Source organism: Afipia sp. Root123D2 (assembly GCF_001425835.1).
Taxonomy (GTDB): Bacteria; Pseudomonadota; Alphaproteobacteria; order Rhizobiales; family Xanthobacteraceae; genus Afipia.
The window spans coordinates 698,262-715,384 of the sequence record NZ_LMDP01000001.1 but is presented as its reverse complement, the minus strand read 5'-3'; the positions used below and the strand labels follow the sequence as shown (position 1 = coordinate 715,384).

Below are 17,123 nucleotides of genomic sequence, written 5' to 3'. Positions count from 1 at the left end.
CGACGCACAATTTTTCCCGTCATCCTGAGGTGCGAGGGCCATAAGCGCGTCTTCGACGCACTATGGCCCGAGCCTCGAAGGATGACGGGATTGATCAATCGGCCGGCAAGCGCCCGCCTCGCCGTCGGGAAAATAGGCGAACCGCAGCCCGGTCCGAACGGATCAACGCTTCCTTCTTTGCGCGGCTCCAACCTTTGATCTGCCGCTCCACCGCGATCCCGTCGGTTATTCTGTCAAAGTATTCGGACCACACGCCGACGACCGGGCGCCGCGAAAAGGTGTCGCCGGGATAAGCACCGCTGTTGTGCTGGTCGATCCGGTTGTTCAAATCAGAGCCGGTCGCGCTGCCGACATAGTAAGATCCGTCGGCACATCGTAGCATGTAGATATAGATGCCGGCGCCTGTCATCCTTCGAGGCTCGCTTCGCTCACACCTCAGGATGACGAAACACCGCTTCGGCAACAAGGAGAATTACAGGCAATGGATCGCGACCAGTTCCGCTTTTTCCATCCCTTCCGGGTGCGCTACTCGGAGATCGACGGCCAGGGCGTGCTGTTCAACGCCCACTACCTGACCTACTACGACACGACCATCACCGAGTACTTCCGCGCGCTCGACTACGACCAGTACGCCGATGCCAAGAAAACCGGAGTGGATTTCCACGTCGTCAAATCGGTGGTCGAATACAAGGCTCCGATCCGCTTCGATCAGGAACTCGAGGTCGGCGCGCGTGTCGCGCGGATCGGCAATTCAAGCCTGGTGTTCGAACTCGCGATTTTTCCGAAAGACGGCAGCGACCTGCTCGCCACCGGCGAAGTGGTCTGGGTCAACACCGATCAGCGAACACACCGGCCGACCGCAATCTCCGACGACATCCGCCGCCTGATCGCGACGCGCGAATCTCACCTGAAGCCGTGATCACGTCGGCAGCTAGAACGGCCACGACGCCCGCGCATTGGCGGTCCATACGCTGTAGCCCGCGCCGATGCCGCTCGCCGCCAAGCGCCAGCGCACCGACACCCGGCGCTGCGATGCTGACGCCATAAAACATCAAAGGCGCGGATCACTCCGCGCCTTTTCCTATCCGTGTCAGGCGATTCCGGCGTCCCAGCGCAACTGTGCACCGCTTATCACGGAGCCTCCCTTGATTCCCGGGCTTCGCCAGCCGTAAACAGGGTTAAATGGCTCCGCGCCGGAATGCGCGATCACAAACGTCTCTGGTCCGGAATCCCTGTTCAATGCAAGGTCTTGCGGAACTTCTCAAGTCGGGATCGCGCGATAGGCATCGCGGCGAAGACACGTTGCTCGCCGAAGCCGCACACCTGCGCGCCTCGCCCGCCTTCGCTGACGCCGTTCGCGAATACACGGTCGCCATCGCGCGCTTTCGCGAGGCGCCGCGCCTCATCAACAAGCTGATGGCTTCGGAAACGCGCTTCCGTCTGACCGCCTATGTATTTTATCTTGCTGCCGATCATGAAAACTATGGCCCGCTGGGCGGCGCCACCTACACCCGGCTGCTCGAACTGTGCACACAGCGGGAAGAACTCAGCCCGCGCGTCCTCAAGACAACGCTGACATTGCTGAAACTGGCAGGCTTCGTCAAAACATCGCGGAACACATCCGACCGCCGCTCGAAATCCTACCAGCCGACCGCGCGCATGATGGATTTCGTCAGGAACTGGATGCCCCATGCGGTGAACGCTCTCGACGCACTGCAGCCGGACATGCAGCGCGCGCAGATGTTTGCGCAAGATCCGGATTTCAGCCGACGTTTCGCCGCCGCTGCCGGACGCGAGCATGCTACGGGCATCCCGCTGATTGACCGCATGCCTGAATTCACCTGCTTTTTCGGAAAGCGCGAGGGCGCCATTCCTGTCGTGCTGGCGGTCATGCTGTCCGACATCACAGGTACGCCGTTGCCGAGCCGGGCGCAGGTCGCCAAGCGTTTCGGGCTGTCGAAGACGCAGGTGTCGAGCATCGTGGCTGAAGGCACCGGGCTCGGCTTTTTCTCAACCGATGAAACAGGAACTCCCCAACCGACCGCCTATCTGCGAGACAGCTTCGCTCGCTTTGTGTCGATCGAACTGGCGTTCTACGCACGGCACATGCGGCCGGCCTAACGCAGTCAGGCGCTCGCCACTCCGATCTGCGCAATCATCGCTTTCGCGATTTCCTGTTCGCCCATGATCACCGAATTCGCGCCGTGGTGCTTGAGGTGCGCGATCTCCTCCTCGGAATGGGCGCGCGCGATGATCGGCAGCGCAGTGCTGATGGCGCGCGCTTTTGCCACGATCTGCCCGCCCTCGAACGCATCGGGAATCGCCACCAGCAGTCCACGCGCGGCGGCGACATTGGCAGCCTGCAGCATGTCGGGCGCGGCGGCATTGCCGGTGATGACGTCGATGCTCTCCTGCCGCAACCGCTCGATCGTGCCGGGATTATCCTCGATCACCAGAAACGGGATATTTCCGGCGCGCAGCGCCCTGCCGACCACGCTGCCGACCCGGCCATAACCGACCAATACCACATGGTTCGTCAGCGCGGAGACCGGCAGTTCGACACGCGGCACCGGCTTCGCGTCCGGTGGCGCTTTCGGCGCGCCCTCTTTCTCCGCCAGCACGCGATCCAGCAATGCGAACCACAACGGATTGAGCATGATGGTGATGATTGCGCCGGCCAGCACCAGATCGCGCCCGCGCTCGGTCATCAGCGACAGGCTGACGCCAAGGCTGACAAGAATGAACGAGAATTCGCCGATCTGCGCCAGCGACGCCGAAATCGTCAGCGCCGTCGAATTGGAATGTCCGAATACGCGCACGATGGCGTACGCCGCCAGCGATTTGCCGAACAGGATGATGAACAGCGTCGCCAGAAGCGGCAGCGGCTCCTTCACGATAATCGAAGGATCGAACAGCATGCCGACCGAGACGAAGAACAGCACCGCGAACGCATCGCGCAGCGGCAGCGTCTCGCTGGCGGCGCGCTGGCTGAGTTCGGATTCGCTCAGGATCATGCCGGCGAAGAACGCTCCCAGCGCGAACGAGACGTCGAACAGGATCGCCGCACCGAACGCCACTCCGAGCGAGATCGCGAACACCGCGAGGCGAAACAGTTCGCGCGATCCGGTATGAGCGATATAGTGCAGAAGCCACGGGATGACGCGGCGGCCGACCACCAGCATCAGCACCACGAAGGCCGCGACCTTGCCGAGTGTTATCGCCAGCGGCCAGGCGAGCGTCGAGAGCGCAATATCGCCCGCTGCCTGGCCATTCATCAGCCCCGCCAGCGGCGGCAGCATGACCAGCGTCAGAACGCAGGCGATATCCTCGACGATCAGCCAGCCGACCGAGATCCGTCCGCGCTCGGTATCGATCAGCCGCCGCTCCTGCATGGCGCGCAGTAGCACCACCGTGGATGCGGTGGAAAGCGCGATGCCGAACATGATGCCCTTGCCGGTGTTCCAGCCGAGCATCCAGCCTAGCGCCCATCCCATCACCGTGGCGGCCGTGATCTGCACCACGGCGCCGGGTAAGGCGATGGCACGCACCGACCACAAATCCTTCAACGAGAAATGGAGGCCGACACCGAACATCAGCAAAATGATGCCGATTTCGGCGAGTTCATTCGCGATGTTCTGGTCGGCGACGTAACCGGGGGTGAATGGACCCATCACCACACCGGCCAGCAGGTAGCCGACCAGGGGAGAGATGCGAATACGCTGGACCAGCGCGCCGAAGATAAAAGCGAGCACAAGGCCGACGACGACCGTCGACATCAGAGGGGTGTTGTGATGCATGCGGCATTTTGTTGCATTCGCGAATAAGATGCCAGCGCGTTGTTCGGCTACCCATCGCCGCAGTCAGGCGGGGCCGACATGCGACAATGAGGGCATGGCAACCCTGCGCCGCAAGTTGATGTGCCTCAATGTGTCGGCGCGGGGACAGCGCGATGATGCCGCGTGAACTGCAACGATCAACTGATTGGAGGCATCCCGTGATCAAGGATATCACCCTCAAACTCGAAACCGAGAAATCCCGCGACCGCTCTCTCAGCTACGCGATATCGGTGGCGGAGACCTGTGACGCGCATGTGACGGCGATAGCGTTCTGCGACCCGATCAGCTTTCCGCAGTATCCGATCCCGAAGATGCCCGCATCGGTCGTCTCCAACATCATCATGGAAAAGGAGCAAGAAGCCCGTGCCGCGATCACGCGGTTCGAGGATGCCGCGCGCGGCCGCAACCTGTCCTTCGACCATGAGCTTGTAACTCACCGCCTGCCACGCTCGGCGGAAGCCTTCGCGGTGAGAGCGCGGCGATCCGACATCAGTATCGTCCAGCAGACAGAGGACAGCGGCGACGACAACCAGGCGATCATCGAAAGTGTCCTGTTCGATTCCGGGCGGCCGGTCATGATCGTGCCCTATATCCAGAGGGAGAAGTTGAAACTCGACCACGTGGTATGCTGCTGGGACGGCAGTTCGACCGCCGCGCGTGCGGTGAATGACGCCCGGCCGCTCTTGAAGCGGGCCAGCCACGTCGAGATTTTGATTGTTGCCAACGAAAAGACCGCGGATTCACGCCATCAGGCCAGCGGCGAAGGCATAGTAAACCATCTCGCCCGTCATGGCATCGAAGCGACATTGAAAATACTGCACGCGCCTGATGTCGACGCCGCCAACGCCATCCTGTCTTACATCGCCGAACAGGGAACGGATGTGGTGGTGATGGGCGGTTACGGGCATTCGCGTTTGCGCGAATTCGTGCTCGGCGGCGTGACGCGCACCATCCTCGGCTCGATGACGGTGCCGGTGTTCATGTCGCACTAGTTAAACGGCATCGTCGCCGGCGCGTCGTGCGCCGGCGGTTCGTGGATTCAGGACACTAGGCGCCCATCGCCTTTTCGATCGCCTTCAGCGCGTCGTTGGCCTTGGCGCCATCCGGCCCGCCCGCCTGCGCCATATCAGGCTTTCCGCCGCCGCCCTTGCCGCCAAGCGCTTCGCTGGCCTTGCGCACGAGGTCGACCGCACTGAACCGCGAGGTGAGATCCGGTGTGACGCCAACCACCACGCTCGCCTTGCCATCCTCGCTGGTGGCAACAAGCGCAACGACGCCGGAGCCAATCTGCTTCTTGCCTGCATCGGCGAGGCTTTTGAGATCCTTGACATCGACGCCTTGAACGGCCCGTCCGAGGAATTTGACGTCGGCAACGGTGCGGATGTCCGCGCCGCCGTCGCCGCCGGCAGCGGACGCGCCGCCGCCCATCGCCAGCTTCTTGCGGGCGTCGGACAGATCGCGCTCCAGCTTCTTGCGTTCTTCCAGCAGCGTCGCGATGCGCGCCGGCATGTCGTCGAGCGTGGTGCGCAGTTCGGCGGCTGCCGCCTTCGCGGTCTGGATGCTGGCATTGGCGGCCTGCCGCGCATTGCGGCCGGTCAGCGCTTCGATCCGGCGCACGCCGGAGGCGACCGCGCTCTCGCCGGTCACCGAAATCAGTCCGATGTCGCCGGTGCGCTTCACATGGGTGCCGCCGCACAGTTCGACCGACCAGCCGAGCATGTTGCCGCTGCCCTTGCCCATCGACACCACGCGAACCTCGTCGCCGTACTTCTCGCCGAACAGCGCGCGGGCGCCGGAGGCGCGGGCATCGTCCACCGCCATCGAGCGGGTGACGACTTCGCCGTTCTCGAGCACGACATCGTTGGCGATGTCCTCGATCCGGCTCAGTTCTTCCGCCGAGATCGGCTTGTTATGCGCGAAATCGAAACGCAACCGATCGGGCGCAACCAGCGAACCGCGCTGGGCGATGTGATCGCCGAGCACCTGGCGCAGCGCCTCGTGCAGCAGATGCGTCGCCGAATGGTTGGCGCGGATCGCAGTGCGGCGGCCGTGGTCGACTTCGAGCGCGAGCGCCGTGCCGGGCTTGAGCGTGCCCTCCTCGACCGTGCCGAGATGCACGAACAGATCGCCGCCCTTCTTTTGTGTATCGGTGACGCGGAAGCGTACCCCATCGCCGGTCAGGACACCGATGTCGCCGACCTGACCGCCGGACTCGCCGTAGAACGGCGTCTGGTTGAGAACCACCGAACCGGTATCGCCGGTTTTCAGGCTGTCGGCTTCCTTGCCGTCCTTGACCAGCGCGGCGACGACGCCTTCGGCGCTTTCGGTCTCGTAGCCCAAAAATTCCGTCGGCCCGAGCTTCTCGCGCAGCGGAAACCATACCGCCTCGGCCGAACTGTCGCCCGAGCCCTTCCAGGATTCGCGCGCCTTGGCCTTCTGCCGTTCCATCGCATCGGTGAACGATGCGATATCGACGCCGATGCCGCGATTGCGCAGCGCGTCCTGCGTCAGGTCGAGCGGGAAGCCATAGGTGTCGTACAGCGTGAACGCGGTTTCGCCGTCGAACATGTCGCCCTTCTTGAGCGAGACACTTTTCTCGTCGAGAATCGACAGGCCGCGCTCCAGCGTCTTGCGGAAGCGGGTCTCTTCCAGCCGCAGCGTTTCCTCGATCAGGCTCTCGGCGCGCACCAGTTCGGGATAGGCCTGGCCCATCTCGCGCACCAGCGCCCACACAAGACGGTACATCAACGGTTCCTTGGCGCCGAGCAGCTGGCCGTGGCGCATCGCGCGGCGCATGATCCGGCGCAGCACGTAGCCGCGGCCCTCGTTCGACGGCAGCACGCCGTCCGCGATCAGGAAGGCGGAAGCGCGCAGATGGTCGGCGATCACGCGCAGCGACGCCTTCTGCGGGCCGTGCGGGTCGGCGCCGGTGAGTTCGGCCGCGGCGCGGATCAGCGCGACGAACAGGTCGATTTCGTAATTGTCATGCTTGCCCTGAAGCACGGCGGCGATGCGCTCCAGCCCCATGCCGGTGTCGATCGAGGGATGCGGCAGCGGATTGCGGTTGCCCGGCGCGATCTGCTCGAACTGCATGAACACGAGATTCCAGATCTCGATGAAACGGTCGCCGTCCTCGTCCGGCGAACCGGGAGGGCCGCCGGGAATCTTGTCGCCGTGGTCGAAGAAGATTTCCGAGCACGGGCCGCAGGGGCCGGTGTCGCCCATCTGCCAGAAATTGTCGCCGGTCGGGATCCGGATGATTTTCGATTCGGGCAGGCCCGCGATCTTCTTCCACAGGCCGAACGCCTCGTCGTCCTCGGAATAAACCGTGACCAGAAGCCGGTCCTTCGGCAGCGCGAATTCCTTGGTGATCAGGTTCCAGGCGAGTTCGATCGCGCGGTCCTTGAAGTAGTTCCCGAACGAGAAATTGCCGAGCATCTCGAAGAAGGTGTGATGCCGCGCGGTGTAGCCGACGTTATCGAGGTCGTTGTGCTTGCCGCCGGCGCGAACGCACTTCTGCGAGGTGGTGGCGCGCTGGTAGGGCCGCTTTTCCAGGCCGGTGAAGACGTTCTTGAACTGCACCATGCCGGCATTGGTGAACATCAATGTCGGGTCGTTGCGCGGAACCAGCGGCGACGATGGCACGATCTCGTGATCGTTCTTCGCGAAAAAGTTGAGGAATTCCGATCTGATCTCGTTAACGCCGCTCATGTCCGTCCAATCGCGCCTGAAAATTCGCCCGCGATCATGACGCGTGCAAGGAAAGCCTGTCCGGCACCGCTTTTAGACGCGAGGGCCGGACCTGTCCAGAAAGTGTGCAGCGGATCAGCGGGTTGCAAGCATCCGCGAGGACCGTTGATAGCTCTTTCGGTCGCGTTGACAGGGGCTCGAAAGCCATGTTCTGGTCCCCATATCAGACGACGTCACGTCGGGAGAGACCGGCCCTCGAGGCCGGCGCCGAAGGAGCAACCGCCCCGGAAACTCTCAGGCAAAAGGACCGCGTGATCGACTGAAATCTGGAAAGAGATGCGGCCGGACTTCCGGCGCGGCATCCGCCGACGGGATAATACTCTCAGGCACAGCGACAGATGGGGTTTCGACAGGCTTTTTGGGGAATGGGTCCCCGTGAGCCGTCAGGAGCCTCGATATGCCGTCGCACGATTCCCGGACTCCCTCTCTCAAACGCGTTCCGCTTCATGCGCTCCATGTCGCCTGCGGCGGCAAGATCGTGCCGTTCGCCGGCTACGAGATGCCGGTGCAGTACACGGCCGGCGTGCTGAAGGAACATCTCCACACCCGCGCCGCGGCCGGGCTGTTCGATGTCTCCCACATGGGCCAGATCGTGCTGCGGCCGAAATCCGGCAAGGTCGAGGACGCCGCCCGCGCGCTCGAGCGGCTGGTGCCGCAGGATATTCTCAGCGTCGCGCCGGGCCGCCAGCGCTACGCCCAGTTCACCAATGACAATGGCGGCATCCTCGACGACCTGATGGTGGCGAATTTCGGCGACCACCTGTTCGTCGTGGTCAACGCCGCCTGCAAGGACGACGATGAGGCGCATTTACGCACTCACCTGTCCGGCGATTGCGTGATCGAGCCGCTGCCGGGTCGCGCGCTGGTCGCGCTGCAAGGGCCGAAGGCCGTCACCGTGCTGGCGAAACACGCGCCGGACCTCGCGGCGATGCGCTTCATGGACGCCGGGCCGCGCACGATTCTCGACACCGCCTGCTTCGTGTCGCGCTCCGGCTACACCGGCGAGGACGGCTTCGAGATTTCGATTCCGGCCGACGCCGCCGAGCGCGTGGTGACGACGCTGCTGTCCGATCCCGACGTGCTGCCGATCGGTCTTGGCGCGCGCGACAGCCTGCGGCTCGAAGCCGGGCTTTGTCTTTACGGCCACGACATCGACACCACCACGACGCCGGTCGAAGGCGCACTGGAATGGTCCGTTCAGAAGAGCCGCCGCAGCGGCGGCGCGCGGGCCGGCGGCTTCCCGGGCGCGGATCGCATCCTGAAACAGTTCGACAGTGGCGCCGCGCGCCGCCGCGTCGGCCTCAAGGCCGAAGGCCGCGCCCCGGTGCGGGAAGGCGCGGCGCTGTTCGCGGACGACACGTCATCCGACGCCATCGGCAAGGTCACGTCCGGCGGCTTCGGCCCGAGCGTCAACGCGCCGGTCGCGATGGGTTATCTGCCGACATCCCTCTCCGCCATCGACACCGTCGTGTTCGCCGAAGTGCGCGGACAGCGGCTGCCGCTGCGCGTTTCCAAACTACCTTTCGTCGCTCCCACCTATCAACGCTGAGGACCACCCATGACCACCCTGTTCACAGACGACCATGAATGGCTCCGTATCGAGGGCGATGTCGCGACCATCGGCGTCACCGACTATGCCCAGTCGCAGCTCGGCGACGTGGTGTTCGTCGAACTGCCGAAGGTCGGCCGCGCGCTGAAGAAGGCCGAGGCCGCCGCCGTCGTCGAAAGCGTCAAGGCTGCCTCCGACGTCTATGCGCCGATCACCGGCGAAGTCGTTGAAGTCAACGACGCGCTAGTGGCGGACCCGTCGCTGGTGAATTCCGACGCCAATAACGGCGCGTGGTTCTTCAAGATCAAGATCGCCGACAAGGGCGAACTCGACGGCCTGATGGATGAAGCTGCCTACAAGGCGCATACGGCGTGATTTTTCGTCATGCCCGGCCTTGTGCCGGGCATGACGAAAGCAGATCAATTTCCCTTCGAGGATGTCCCATGACGACGCATCGCTCATCGAACGAACCCGCCACCGATTTCGTCCGCCGCCATATCGGCCCCTCGCCGCGCGACATCGACGCGATGCTGACGAGCGTCAGCGCCAAAAGCCTGGACGCGCTGATCGGCGAAACGCTGCCGGCGTCGATCCGCCAGACCACGCCGCTCGATCTCGGCCGCGCGCTGAGCGAGACCGAAGCGCTCGCGCATATGGGCGAACTGGCAAGCCAGAACCGGATTTTCACGTCGCTGATCGGTCAGGGCTATTCCGGCACGATCCTGCCAGCCGTGATCCAGCGCAACATTCTGGAGAACCCCGCGTGGTACACGGCCTACACGCCATATCAGCCCGAGATCAGTCAGGGCCGGCTTGAGGCGCTGTTCAATTTCCAGACCATGATCTGCGACCTCACCGGCCTCGATGTCGCCAACGCCTCGCTGCTCGACGAGGCAACCGCTGCGGCGGAAGCGATGGCGCTGGCGGAGCGCGCCTCATCGGTAAAGACCAAGGCGTTCTTCGTCGACCATGAGGTTCATCCGCAGACGCTGGCGGTGCTGAAAACCCGTGCCGAACCGCTGGGCTGGGCACTCGTTGTCGGAGATCCCGCACGCGACCTTGAGAAGGCCGACGTGTTCGGCGCGCTGTTCCAGTATCCCGGCACGCACGGGAGCTTGCGCGATCCGCGCGCCGCGATCGCCGCTCTCCATGCCAAGGGCGGCCTCGCCGTCATTGCCGCCGACATCCTGGCGCTGGCGTTGGTGGCCTCTCCCGGCGAACTCGGCGCCGACATCGCGATCGGCTCGACCCAGCGTTTCGGCGTGCCGATGGGCTATGGCGGCCCGCACGCCGCCTACATGGCGGTGAAGGATGCACTGAAACGATCCTTGCCCGGCCGTCTCGTCGGCCTGTCGGTGGATTCACGCGGGGCTCCTGCCTATCGCCTCGCGCTGCAGACCCGCGAACAGCACATCCGCCGCGAGAAGGCGACCTCCAACATCTGCACCGCGCAGGTGCTGCTGGCGGTGATCGCGTCGATGTACGCGGTCTATCACGGCCCCGAGGGTCTCGCGCATATCGCGCGCACTGTGCATCGCCGCGCGGCGGTGCTGGCGCAGGGCCTGCGCAAGCTCGGCTTCGCGCCGACGAGCGACACCTTCTTCGACACCGTGACGGTGAAAGCCGATCCCGCGCAGCAGAAGGCGACCATCGCGCGCGCGCTGGGTGAGACCATCAACCTGCGTCATGACGAGAACACTATCAGCATCGCATTGGATGAAACCACCACGCCGTCAATCGTCGAAGCCGTGTGGCGCGCGTTCGGCGGCAAACTCGTTTACGCCGACGTGGAGAAAGAATCCCGCGACGCACTGCCGCCCGAGCTTGCGCGCGCCAGCGACTTCCTCACCCATCCGGTGTTCCACAGCCATCGCTCGGAAACCGAGCTGCTGCGCTACATGCGCAAGCTCTCCGACCGCGACCTCGCGCTCGACCGCGCGATGATCCCGCTCGGCTCCTGCACCATGAAGCTCAACGCCACCACCGAGATGATCCCGGTGACGTGGCCGCAATTCGGCGCGCTGCATCCGTTCGCGCCGAAGGACCAGGCGGCGGGCTATCACGCCATGTTCGCGACATTCGAGGAATGGCTCGCCGCCATCACCGGCTACGACGCAGTGTCGCTGCAGCCGAACTCCGGCGCGCAGGGCGAATATGCCGGCCTGCTCGCGATCCGCGCCTATCACCGCTCGCGCAACGAAGCCCACCGCACCGTGTGCCTGATCCCCTCTTCCGCGCACGGCACCAACCCGGCCTCCGCCAGCATGGCGGGAATGAACGTGGTGGTGGTGGCCTGCGACGCCGGCGGCAATGTCGATGTCGAGGATCTGCGCAAGAAAGCCGAACAGCACGCCGACAAGCTCGCGGCGGTGATGATCACCTATCCCTCGACCCATGGCGTGTTCGAGGAACAGATCCGCGACATCTGCGACATCGTCCATGCCAACGGCGGACAGGTCTATCTCGACGGTGCCAACCTCAATGCGCAGGTCGGGCTGGCGCAGCCCGGCGCGTATGGCGCCGATGTCAGCCATCTCAACCTGCACAAGACGTTCTGCATTCCGCATGGCGGCGGCGGTCCCGGCATGGGGCCGATCGGCGTCAAGACGCATCTCGCGCCGTTCCTGCCTGGCCATGTCACCATCGACGGCGGCCATGCCGGCGTCGGCGCGGTGTCGGCGGCGCCCTACGGCTCGCCCTCGATCATCGTGATTTCCTACATCTACATCCTGATGATGGGCGGCGAAGGCCTCAAGCGCGCCACCGAGATCGCGATCCTCAACGCCAACTACATCGCGCAGCGGCTCGATCCGCATTTCCCGGTGCTCTACCGCAACCACAACGGCCGCGTGGCGCACGAATGCATCGTCGATCCGCGCGCGCTGAAAGCGACGTCGGGCGTGACGGTGGACGACATCGCGAAGCGGCTGATCGATTACGGCTTCCACGCGCCGACCATGAGCTTCCCGGTGCCGGGCACGCTGATGATCGAGCCGACCGAATCCGAATCGAAGGCGGAGCTGGACCGCTTTTGCGAGGCAATGATCGCGATCCGCCGCGAGATCGCCGAGGTCGAGGCCGGGCGGTTCAAGATCGAGGCGTCGCCGCTGCGCCACGCGCCGCATACGGTCCACGACATCGCCGACGACAACTGGCAGAGGGCCTATACCCGCGCCGAAGGCTGCTTCCCCAACGGGACCTCGCGCACCGACAAGTACTGGTGCCCGGTCGGCCGCGTCGACAACGTCTATGGCGACCGCAATCTGGTGTGCTCCTGCCCGCCGGTGTCGGACTACGCGCAGGCGGCGGAGTAGCCAGTTGATCGCGAAGGCATCGTCACCCCGAGAGTGGTCATGGCCGGATTTATTCCGGCCATCCCGCTTAGACAGGCATGGTGCGTCCCTTATCGAGGTCACCGGGACGAGCCCGGTGACGACATCGGTAAAGTACGAGGCGTCGGACCGCCTCGTCATCCTTCGAGGCTCGCCGCAAGCGCGGCTCGCACCTCAGGAGGACGGCCGCCCCAGAGACGATGCCCCTCAGATCAACAATCCAAAAGACAAAACGGGCGCTGGGGATGTCGGCAACTCAACATCCACAACGCCCGCTGTCTTCCGAAGGCACGATTTTGTCCCGAAAGGATTCCCGTCTTTCGGGATCGCGCCATAGCCCGGGCCGTTGAACGCGGGCCTCGGAAATAAAGTGATTTAGTCTTCGGCCGGCTCCTCGCCGTCGGCGTCGCGCTCAACAGGGCCGGCGAGAATCTGCTCGGCAATCAGGCCTGAATTCTGCCGGATCGCGGCTTCGATCTTGGCCGTCATGTCGGGATTGGCCTTGAGGAATGCCTTGGAATTCTCACGGCCCTGGCCGAGGCGCTGGCTGTCATAGGAGAACCACGCGCCGGACTTCTCGACGATGCCGGCCTTGACGCCGAGATCGAGAATCTCGCCCATCTTGGAGACGCCCTCGCCGTACATGATGTCGAACTCGACCTGCTTGAACGGCGGCGCCAGCTTGTTCTTCACCACCTTGACGCGGGTCGAATTGCCGATGACTTCGTCGCGCTCCTTGATCGCGCCGATGCGGCGGATGTCGAGGCGCACCGAGGCGTAGAATTTCAGCGCGTTGCCGCCGGTGGTGGTTTCGGGCGAGCCGTACATCACGCCGATCTTCATGCGGATCTGGTTGATGAAGATCACCATGGTGTGGGATTTGTTGATCGAGGCGGTCAGCTTGCGCAGCGCCTGGCTCATCAGCCGCGCCTGCAGGCCGGGCAGCGCGTCGCCCATTTCGCCCTCGAGTTCGGCGCGCGGCACGAGCGCGGCCACCGAATCGACCACCAGCACGTCGACGGCGCCGGAGCGCACCAGCGTGTCGCAAATCTCGAGCGCCTGCTCACCGGTGTCGGGCTGGGAAATCAGCAGGTCGTCGATATTGACGCCGAGCTTGCGGGCATAGACCGGGTCGAGCGCGTGTTCGGCGTCGATGAAGGCGCAGATGCCGCCCTTCTTCTGGGCTTCGGCCACGGTGTGCAGCGCCAGCGTGGTCTTGCCGGAGGATTCCGGCCCGTAAATCTCGACCACCCGGCCCCTCGGCAGGCCGCCGACGCCAAGCGCGATGTCCAGCCCGAGCGAGCCGGAGGAAATCACCTCGATATCCATCGAACGGTCGTTCTTGCCCAGCCGCATCACCGAACCCTTGCCGAACTGGCGCTCGATCTGGGAGAGCGCGGCCGACAGGGCCTTGGTCTTGTCCATGGACGTTCCTTCAACGATACGCAGGGCTGCGGGGGCCATAGTGATGCTCCATATGAACGGGATTCGCCAGCCGGACAAACGGCTTCCCAGGGACGGCGGACCGGAATCAGCGGGGGGATCCGATGAAAGAAATGTACCCCATTTGTTCTCAGTTCGCAATATGTTCTTTTTTGGCGGGGTGGTAGTGTCTCAGTTTGAAGGCTGAACTTTTTGCTTAGGCCTTGTTCGGGTCAAGCCTGATCGTCAGTCCACGTTTGACGCAGAAAAGCGTAAACGATGGGGGCGATTGTACCGCCCCCTATCACCGTAGCCGCCCAAGGCTTGTCTAAATAGATTGCAAGGGCCGCTACAGCCAATCCGCTTATTGCAAAAAGGCCAGCAAGAAACTGGCCAATATGCACGTCTCTCACTAAAAACTTGGATTGCCGCTGCTCTAATTCGCGCCTGTGAGCGCCTTCGGCTTCGAACTGATTGAAAATACGCTCCGCCCCGCCAGGTACGATACGATTGAATTCGTCCAGAGCCGCAGGCGGCGGGAGAGGCCCGCTCCAGCCCGCGGAAATAATCTGACGGCGCTCGTTAATGTGTTGATTGTGCTGTGGCTGAGGAACAGGAGCGGGTGGACGGTTACGCCTTGGCTTTTTCACGTCCCCGCACCTTGTCCATGCCGCGCTGCATGTCACCACCAACGCGCTTCCAGTCCCCGCGGATAGCGTCATCGCTTCGCGTGCTTGGGTAATTTGTTATTGGCCCGGCGGTGCCGAAGGAGCCAATCTGAGCTAGCCCGTGGACAAAACCAGCCACGAGCGACCCCGACGATGCGGATCTCCGAACGATTCTGCGGGTCTTGCTGTTTTTGGTCATGGCAGGAAAGTGCCTATCTGATACTCATTTACAATGAGATATTGCGTTGTTTGTTCCAAAAATCAAGAGTTAATTCAGTAACTTACACGCATGGCTGACTAAAATAGTCGTGATTTTTCAATGCCTATCAGATTTTTATGAATTTTTGTTCCGCGCCCGCTCATCCCGCGCGTCGATCAGCGCAACGATGTCTTCCATGTTCCACAGCTTTTCCGTCACACCAGCCGCCATCGCCGGTGCCACTTTCAACGTCTTATGGATGCGGCAGAAATTGTAGAACATGAAATACAGCGCCAGCGCGTGACAGTGATTATCGATCTTCTTTGAGAAGGCATTTGTCAGGCGGGTAAACCGGCGCATCCCCATCCGCATATTGAGGTTCTGGCGCTCTACGTAGGACGTGGAAACGTGCTTGATGTCCGGGTCGCCGTCGACTTTCACCTTCTTTGCGCCGATGCACTGAGCGGGGCTGTAGCGGCGCTCGTCGCCCTTACCGGGCGTGTTGCCGTAAATCTTGATCAGCATGGCGTAGTCCACGCCATCGTTGCCGAAGGCTTCCTGCACGGCGTCGAGATACAAGCGGAGGCCGTCAGTCGTAATCTGCGTCCGCGTCTTCACGCGAGCCTGCAAGTCCTCCATGAAAAGCTGAGCGGTGTCGGCATCGCGTCCGCCGACCGCCCATGTGCAGATCAGCTTGGTATCGGCGTCCAGCGCCGTCCACGTCCAGACGTTGCCAGCGCCTTCCGGAGCCGCCTTAGCGCCCTTCACGTTGCGCTCTTTCGAGTAGCAGAACGACCAGATTTCGTCGCACTGGACCCGCTTGCAAGTCAGGCCCCGCACATACTGGTCGTGGTAGGCGCTGCAAACCTCGCCAGCATCCACCAACAGCTTCGAAACCGTGTTGATCGACACATCAGCCACGCGGGAGATCGACCGCATGGACGATCCCTCGCAGAGCATCGACAGGATTTGGACACGGGTTTTGAGGGGCAATTTGTTCATGCCCCGAGTATCTGAACTTTTATGCTTAGCGTCAAGCATAAAGTTCACACACTCATTTCGGCTTGGTCGCCCTTCTTTGGGAAGGCCTTTTTGTAGTTCCGCCAGAAGTCTGTTTTGTCGGCGGAAACTCGAAACAGCATAGTTGCAACGGCAACTAGCTTTTCGACATGGGGGTGGCCGATTTCGCTCGATAGCAACTGCGCCATGCGGCTTTTCCTCTGCCACTTGCCGTCTGCCGGGTTGATCTCATCGAGCTTTTCCAAAACGCCGGGCGGAAGGTTTTCAAAGATAATCTGTCTGACGAGCTTTCCCGCATAACGCGGGCCTAGGGGACCCGGATAATCGGCCTCGGTGTATGGCCAAGGCCATCCATAAACCCGGAACATTTCCTTAAAAAAATCGAGGGGGAATTTCTCGGTCCAAGGCAGCAGCGTCGGCGAAATGTATGCGGCGAGAATCTTTTGGAGATCGTCCCTTGGGCGATCCTCCTGGTATTTGGTGGCCTCATCGACGAGGGCGATGATGCCGACCGTTTCTAGGCCGCTTAAGAGAGTTCGCGCCTTAGCCGCAATATGCTTCTGATGAGCATTCAGCTTGCCAGCCTTGTCGGCGTCAATAAAAACGCGGCAAATCTTCGGGAGCAATTCTGCTGGGTAGCCATATGCCTTGCCACCTCCCTTTCGGCGAAATTCAATCTGACTTGACGTCACGTATAACTCTTTGGGGATAAAGGGCTTTAGGTTCTTTGCCGTGATAAATGCTGGCAAGTTGACGTCGCCGTCGTAATGGCTGCGACCCTTGGCTTGGCGCGCTCGCCCCAATGACTTCATGACAGCGCTCTGCGTAAGAACGCGCCTCTTGTCCTTCAGGACGGCGGCGGGGATGACCGACTCCCCAAGGGTCAGCGGCCCCTCATGTGTGGCCTCTGGCAAATCGGCCCATCGGGCCTTTCCACCAAGACTGGCGATTTCGCGCCGCCGTTCAGCAGGAACGTTTGAATCCTCGGGAATATCGCTCATAGAATCACCTCTAAGGCTAAGCTTAGACGGTGATATGCTGCCCCTTACATAAGGGCAAGCTAATTCGGAACAAATGTGAACAAGCTGGCTCTTATTTCCATCTGGCCTTAGCTGCCTTCTTGGCGATTTCCTTACGCTTCTTGGCCGTCATGCTAGCCGCCCGCGCTTTCCCGCCCTTGCTCCCCAACTCGACGGCAGCAGCGTTCTTGGTGCTGGCCGGTGGCTTCTCGTCAATCTCGCCGGTGGCAATCCTACCGACCATGACGGCGGCTCCGATCACGTCAGCGGGGCGCTTCTCGCCTTTAGGTCCTCGGGGCATATTCTGGCTCCTGCTTATCGCTAAGCA

The 17,123-nt window shown here is 62.5% G+C and carries 14 protein-coding genes and 1 riboswitch; of the genes, 6 read left to right on the top strand and 8 right to left on the bottom strand.

Going from position 1 to position 17,123, the window contains the following annotated elements; genetic code table 11:
* Positions 1-94: 94 nt before the first annotated feature.
* Positions 95-409 (bottom strand): GIY-YIG nuclease family protein, encoded by a 315-nt coding sequence (locus ASC80_RS03350; protein ID WP_056292841.1) that lies wholly within the window; start codon positions 407-409, stop codon positions 95-97.
* A gap of 72 nt (positions 410-481) precedes the next feature.
* Here ASC80_RS03350 and ASC80_RS03345 point away from each other — a divergent pair, with 72 nt between their 5' ends.
* Both ASC80_RS03345 and ASC80_RS03340 read left to right on the top strand, forming a co-directional pair.
* Positions 482-919: an acyl-CoA thioesterase gene (locus tag ASC80_RS03345; RefSeq protein WP_056292839.1), complete on the top strand. Its 438-nt coding sequence runs from the start codon at positions 482-484 to the stop codon at positions 917-919.
* A 320-nt stretch (positions 920-1,239) separates the two neighbouring features.
* Positions 1,240-2,121 carry a hypothetical protein gene (locus ASC80_RS03340; protein ID WP_056292837.1) on the top strand — a complete coding sequence of 294 codons (882 nt, stop codon included), beginning with the start codon at positions 1,240-1,242 and terminating at the stop codon, positions 2,119-2,121.
* Between the two features lie 5 nt (positions 2,122-2,126).
* On the opposite strand, the gene ybaL is transcribed toward ASC80_RS03340, so the two are convergent.
* Positions 2,127-3,797, bottom strand: a complete 1,671-nt coding sequence (ybaL, locus tag ASC80_RS03335) for a YbaL family putative K(+) efflux transporter (RefSeq protein ID WP_056292836.1) — start codon at positions 3,795-3,797, stop codon at positions 2,127-2,129.
* A 197-nt stretch (positions 3,798-3,994) separates the two neighbouring features.
* Between ybaL and ASC80_RS03330 the strand changes: the two genes are divergently transcribed.
* A complete protein-coding gene (locus ASC80_RS03330; protein WP_056292834.1) occupies positions 3,995-4,828 on the top strand; it encodes a universal stress protein in 834 nt (277 codons plus the stop codon).
* A gap of 55 nt (positions 4,829-4,883) precedes the next feature.
* On the opposite strand, the gene alaS is transcribed toward ASC80_RS03330, so the two are convergent.
* Complete coding sequence (alaS, locus tag ASC80_RS03325) at positions 4,884-7,547, bottom strand: alanine--tRNA ligase (protein ID WP_056292832.1); 2,664 nt, start codon at positions 7,545-7,547, stop codon at positions 4,884-4,886.
* A 207-nt stretch (positions 7,548-7,754) separates the two neighbouring features.
* Positions 7,755-7,846: riboswitch (glycine riboswitch) on the top strand.
* Positions 7,847-7,983: 137 nt separating this feature from the next.
* Between alaS and gcvT the strand changes: the two genes are divergently transcribed.
* The 3 genes from gcvT (at position 7,984) to gcvP (ending at position 12,449) form a co-directional block, all read left to right on the top strand.
* Entirely contained in the window at positions 7,984-9,135 is a 1,152-nt protein-coding gene (gene gcvT / locus ASC80_RS03320; protein ID WP_056292830.1) for a glycine cleavage system aminomethyltransferase GcvT, read from the top strand.
* Positions 9,136-9,144: 9 nt separating this feature from the next.
* Positions 9,145-9,510, top strand: a complete 366-nt coding sequence (gene gcvH / locus ASC80_RS03315; RefSeq protein ID WP_056292828.1) for a glycine cleavage system protein GcvH — start codon at positions 9,145-9,147, stop codon at positions 9,508-9,510.
* Positions 9,511-9,578: 68 nt separating this feature from the next.
* On the top strand, positions 9,579-12,449 hold the full coding sequence (gene gcvP, locus ASC80_RS03310; RefSeq protein ID WP_056292826.1) for an aminomethyl-transferring glycine dehydrogenase: 2,871 nt from the start codon (positions 9,579-9,581) through the stop codon (positions 12,447-12,449).
* A 393-nt stretch (positions 12,450-12,842) separates the two neighbouring features.
* Here gcvP and recA read toward each other — a convergent pair whose 3' ends face one another.
* The 5 genes from recA to ASC80_RS03285 all read right to left on the bottom strand — a co-directional run bounded on the left by recA (position 12,843) and on the right by ASC80_RS03285 (position 17,096).
* The gene (gene recA / locus ASC80_RS03305; RefSeq protein ID WP_056292825.1) at positions 12,843-13,931 is read right to left on the bottom strand and encodes a recombinase RecA; all 1,089 of its coding nucleotides are present in this window, start codon (positions 13,929-13,931) and stop codon (positions 12,843-12,845) included.
* Between the two features lie 191 nt (positions 13,932-14,122).
* On the bottom strand, positions 14,123-14,539 hold the full coding sequence (locus tag ASC80_RS03300) for a DUF2335 domain-containing protein (protein WP_162244568.1): 417 nt from the start codon (positions 14,537-14,539) through the stop codon (positions 14,123-14,125).
* A gap of 352 nt (positions 14,540-14,891) precedes the next feature.
* Positions 14,892-15,758, bottom strand: coding sequence for a DDE-type integrase/transposase/recombinase (locus ASC80_RS03295; protein WP_056292822.1), 867 nt, complete (start codon positions 15,756-15,758; stop codon positions 14,892-14,894).
* Between the two features lie 44 nt (positions 15,759-15,802).
* Positions 15,803-16,777 carry a P63C domain-containing protein gene (locus ASC80_RS03290; RefSeq protein WP_056292819.1) on the bottom strand — a complete coding sequence of 325 codons (975 nt, stop codon included), beginning with the start codon at positions 16,775-16,777 and terminating at the stop codon, positions 15,803-15,805.
* A 91-nt stretch (positions 16,778-16,868) separates the two neighbouring features.
* On the bottom strand, positions 16,869-17,096 hold the full coding sequence (locus tag ASC80_RS03285; RefSeq protein WP_056295508.1) for a hypothetical protein: 228 nt from the start codon (positions 17,094-17,096) through the stop codon (positions 16,869-16,871).
* Between the last annotated feature and the right edge of the window lie 27 nt (positions 17,097-17,123).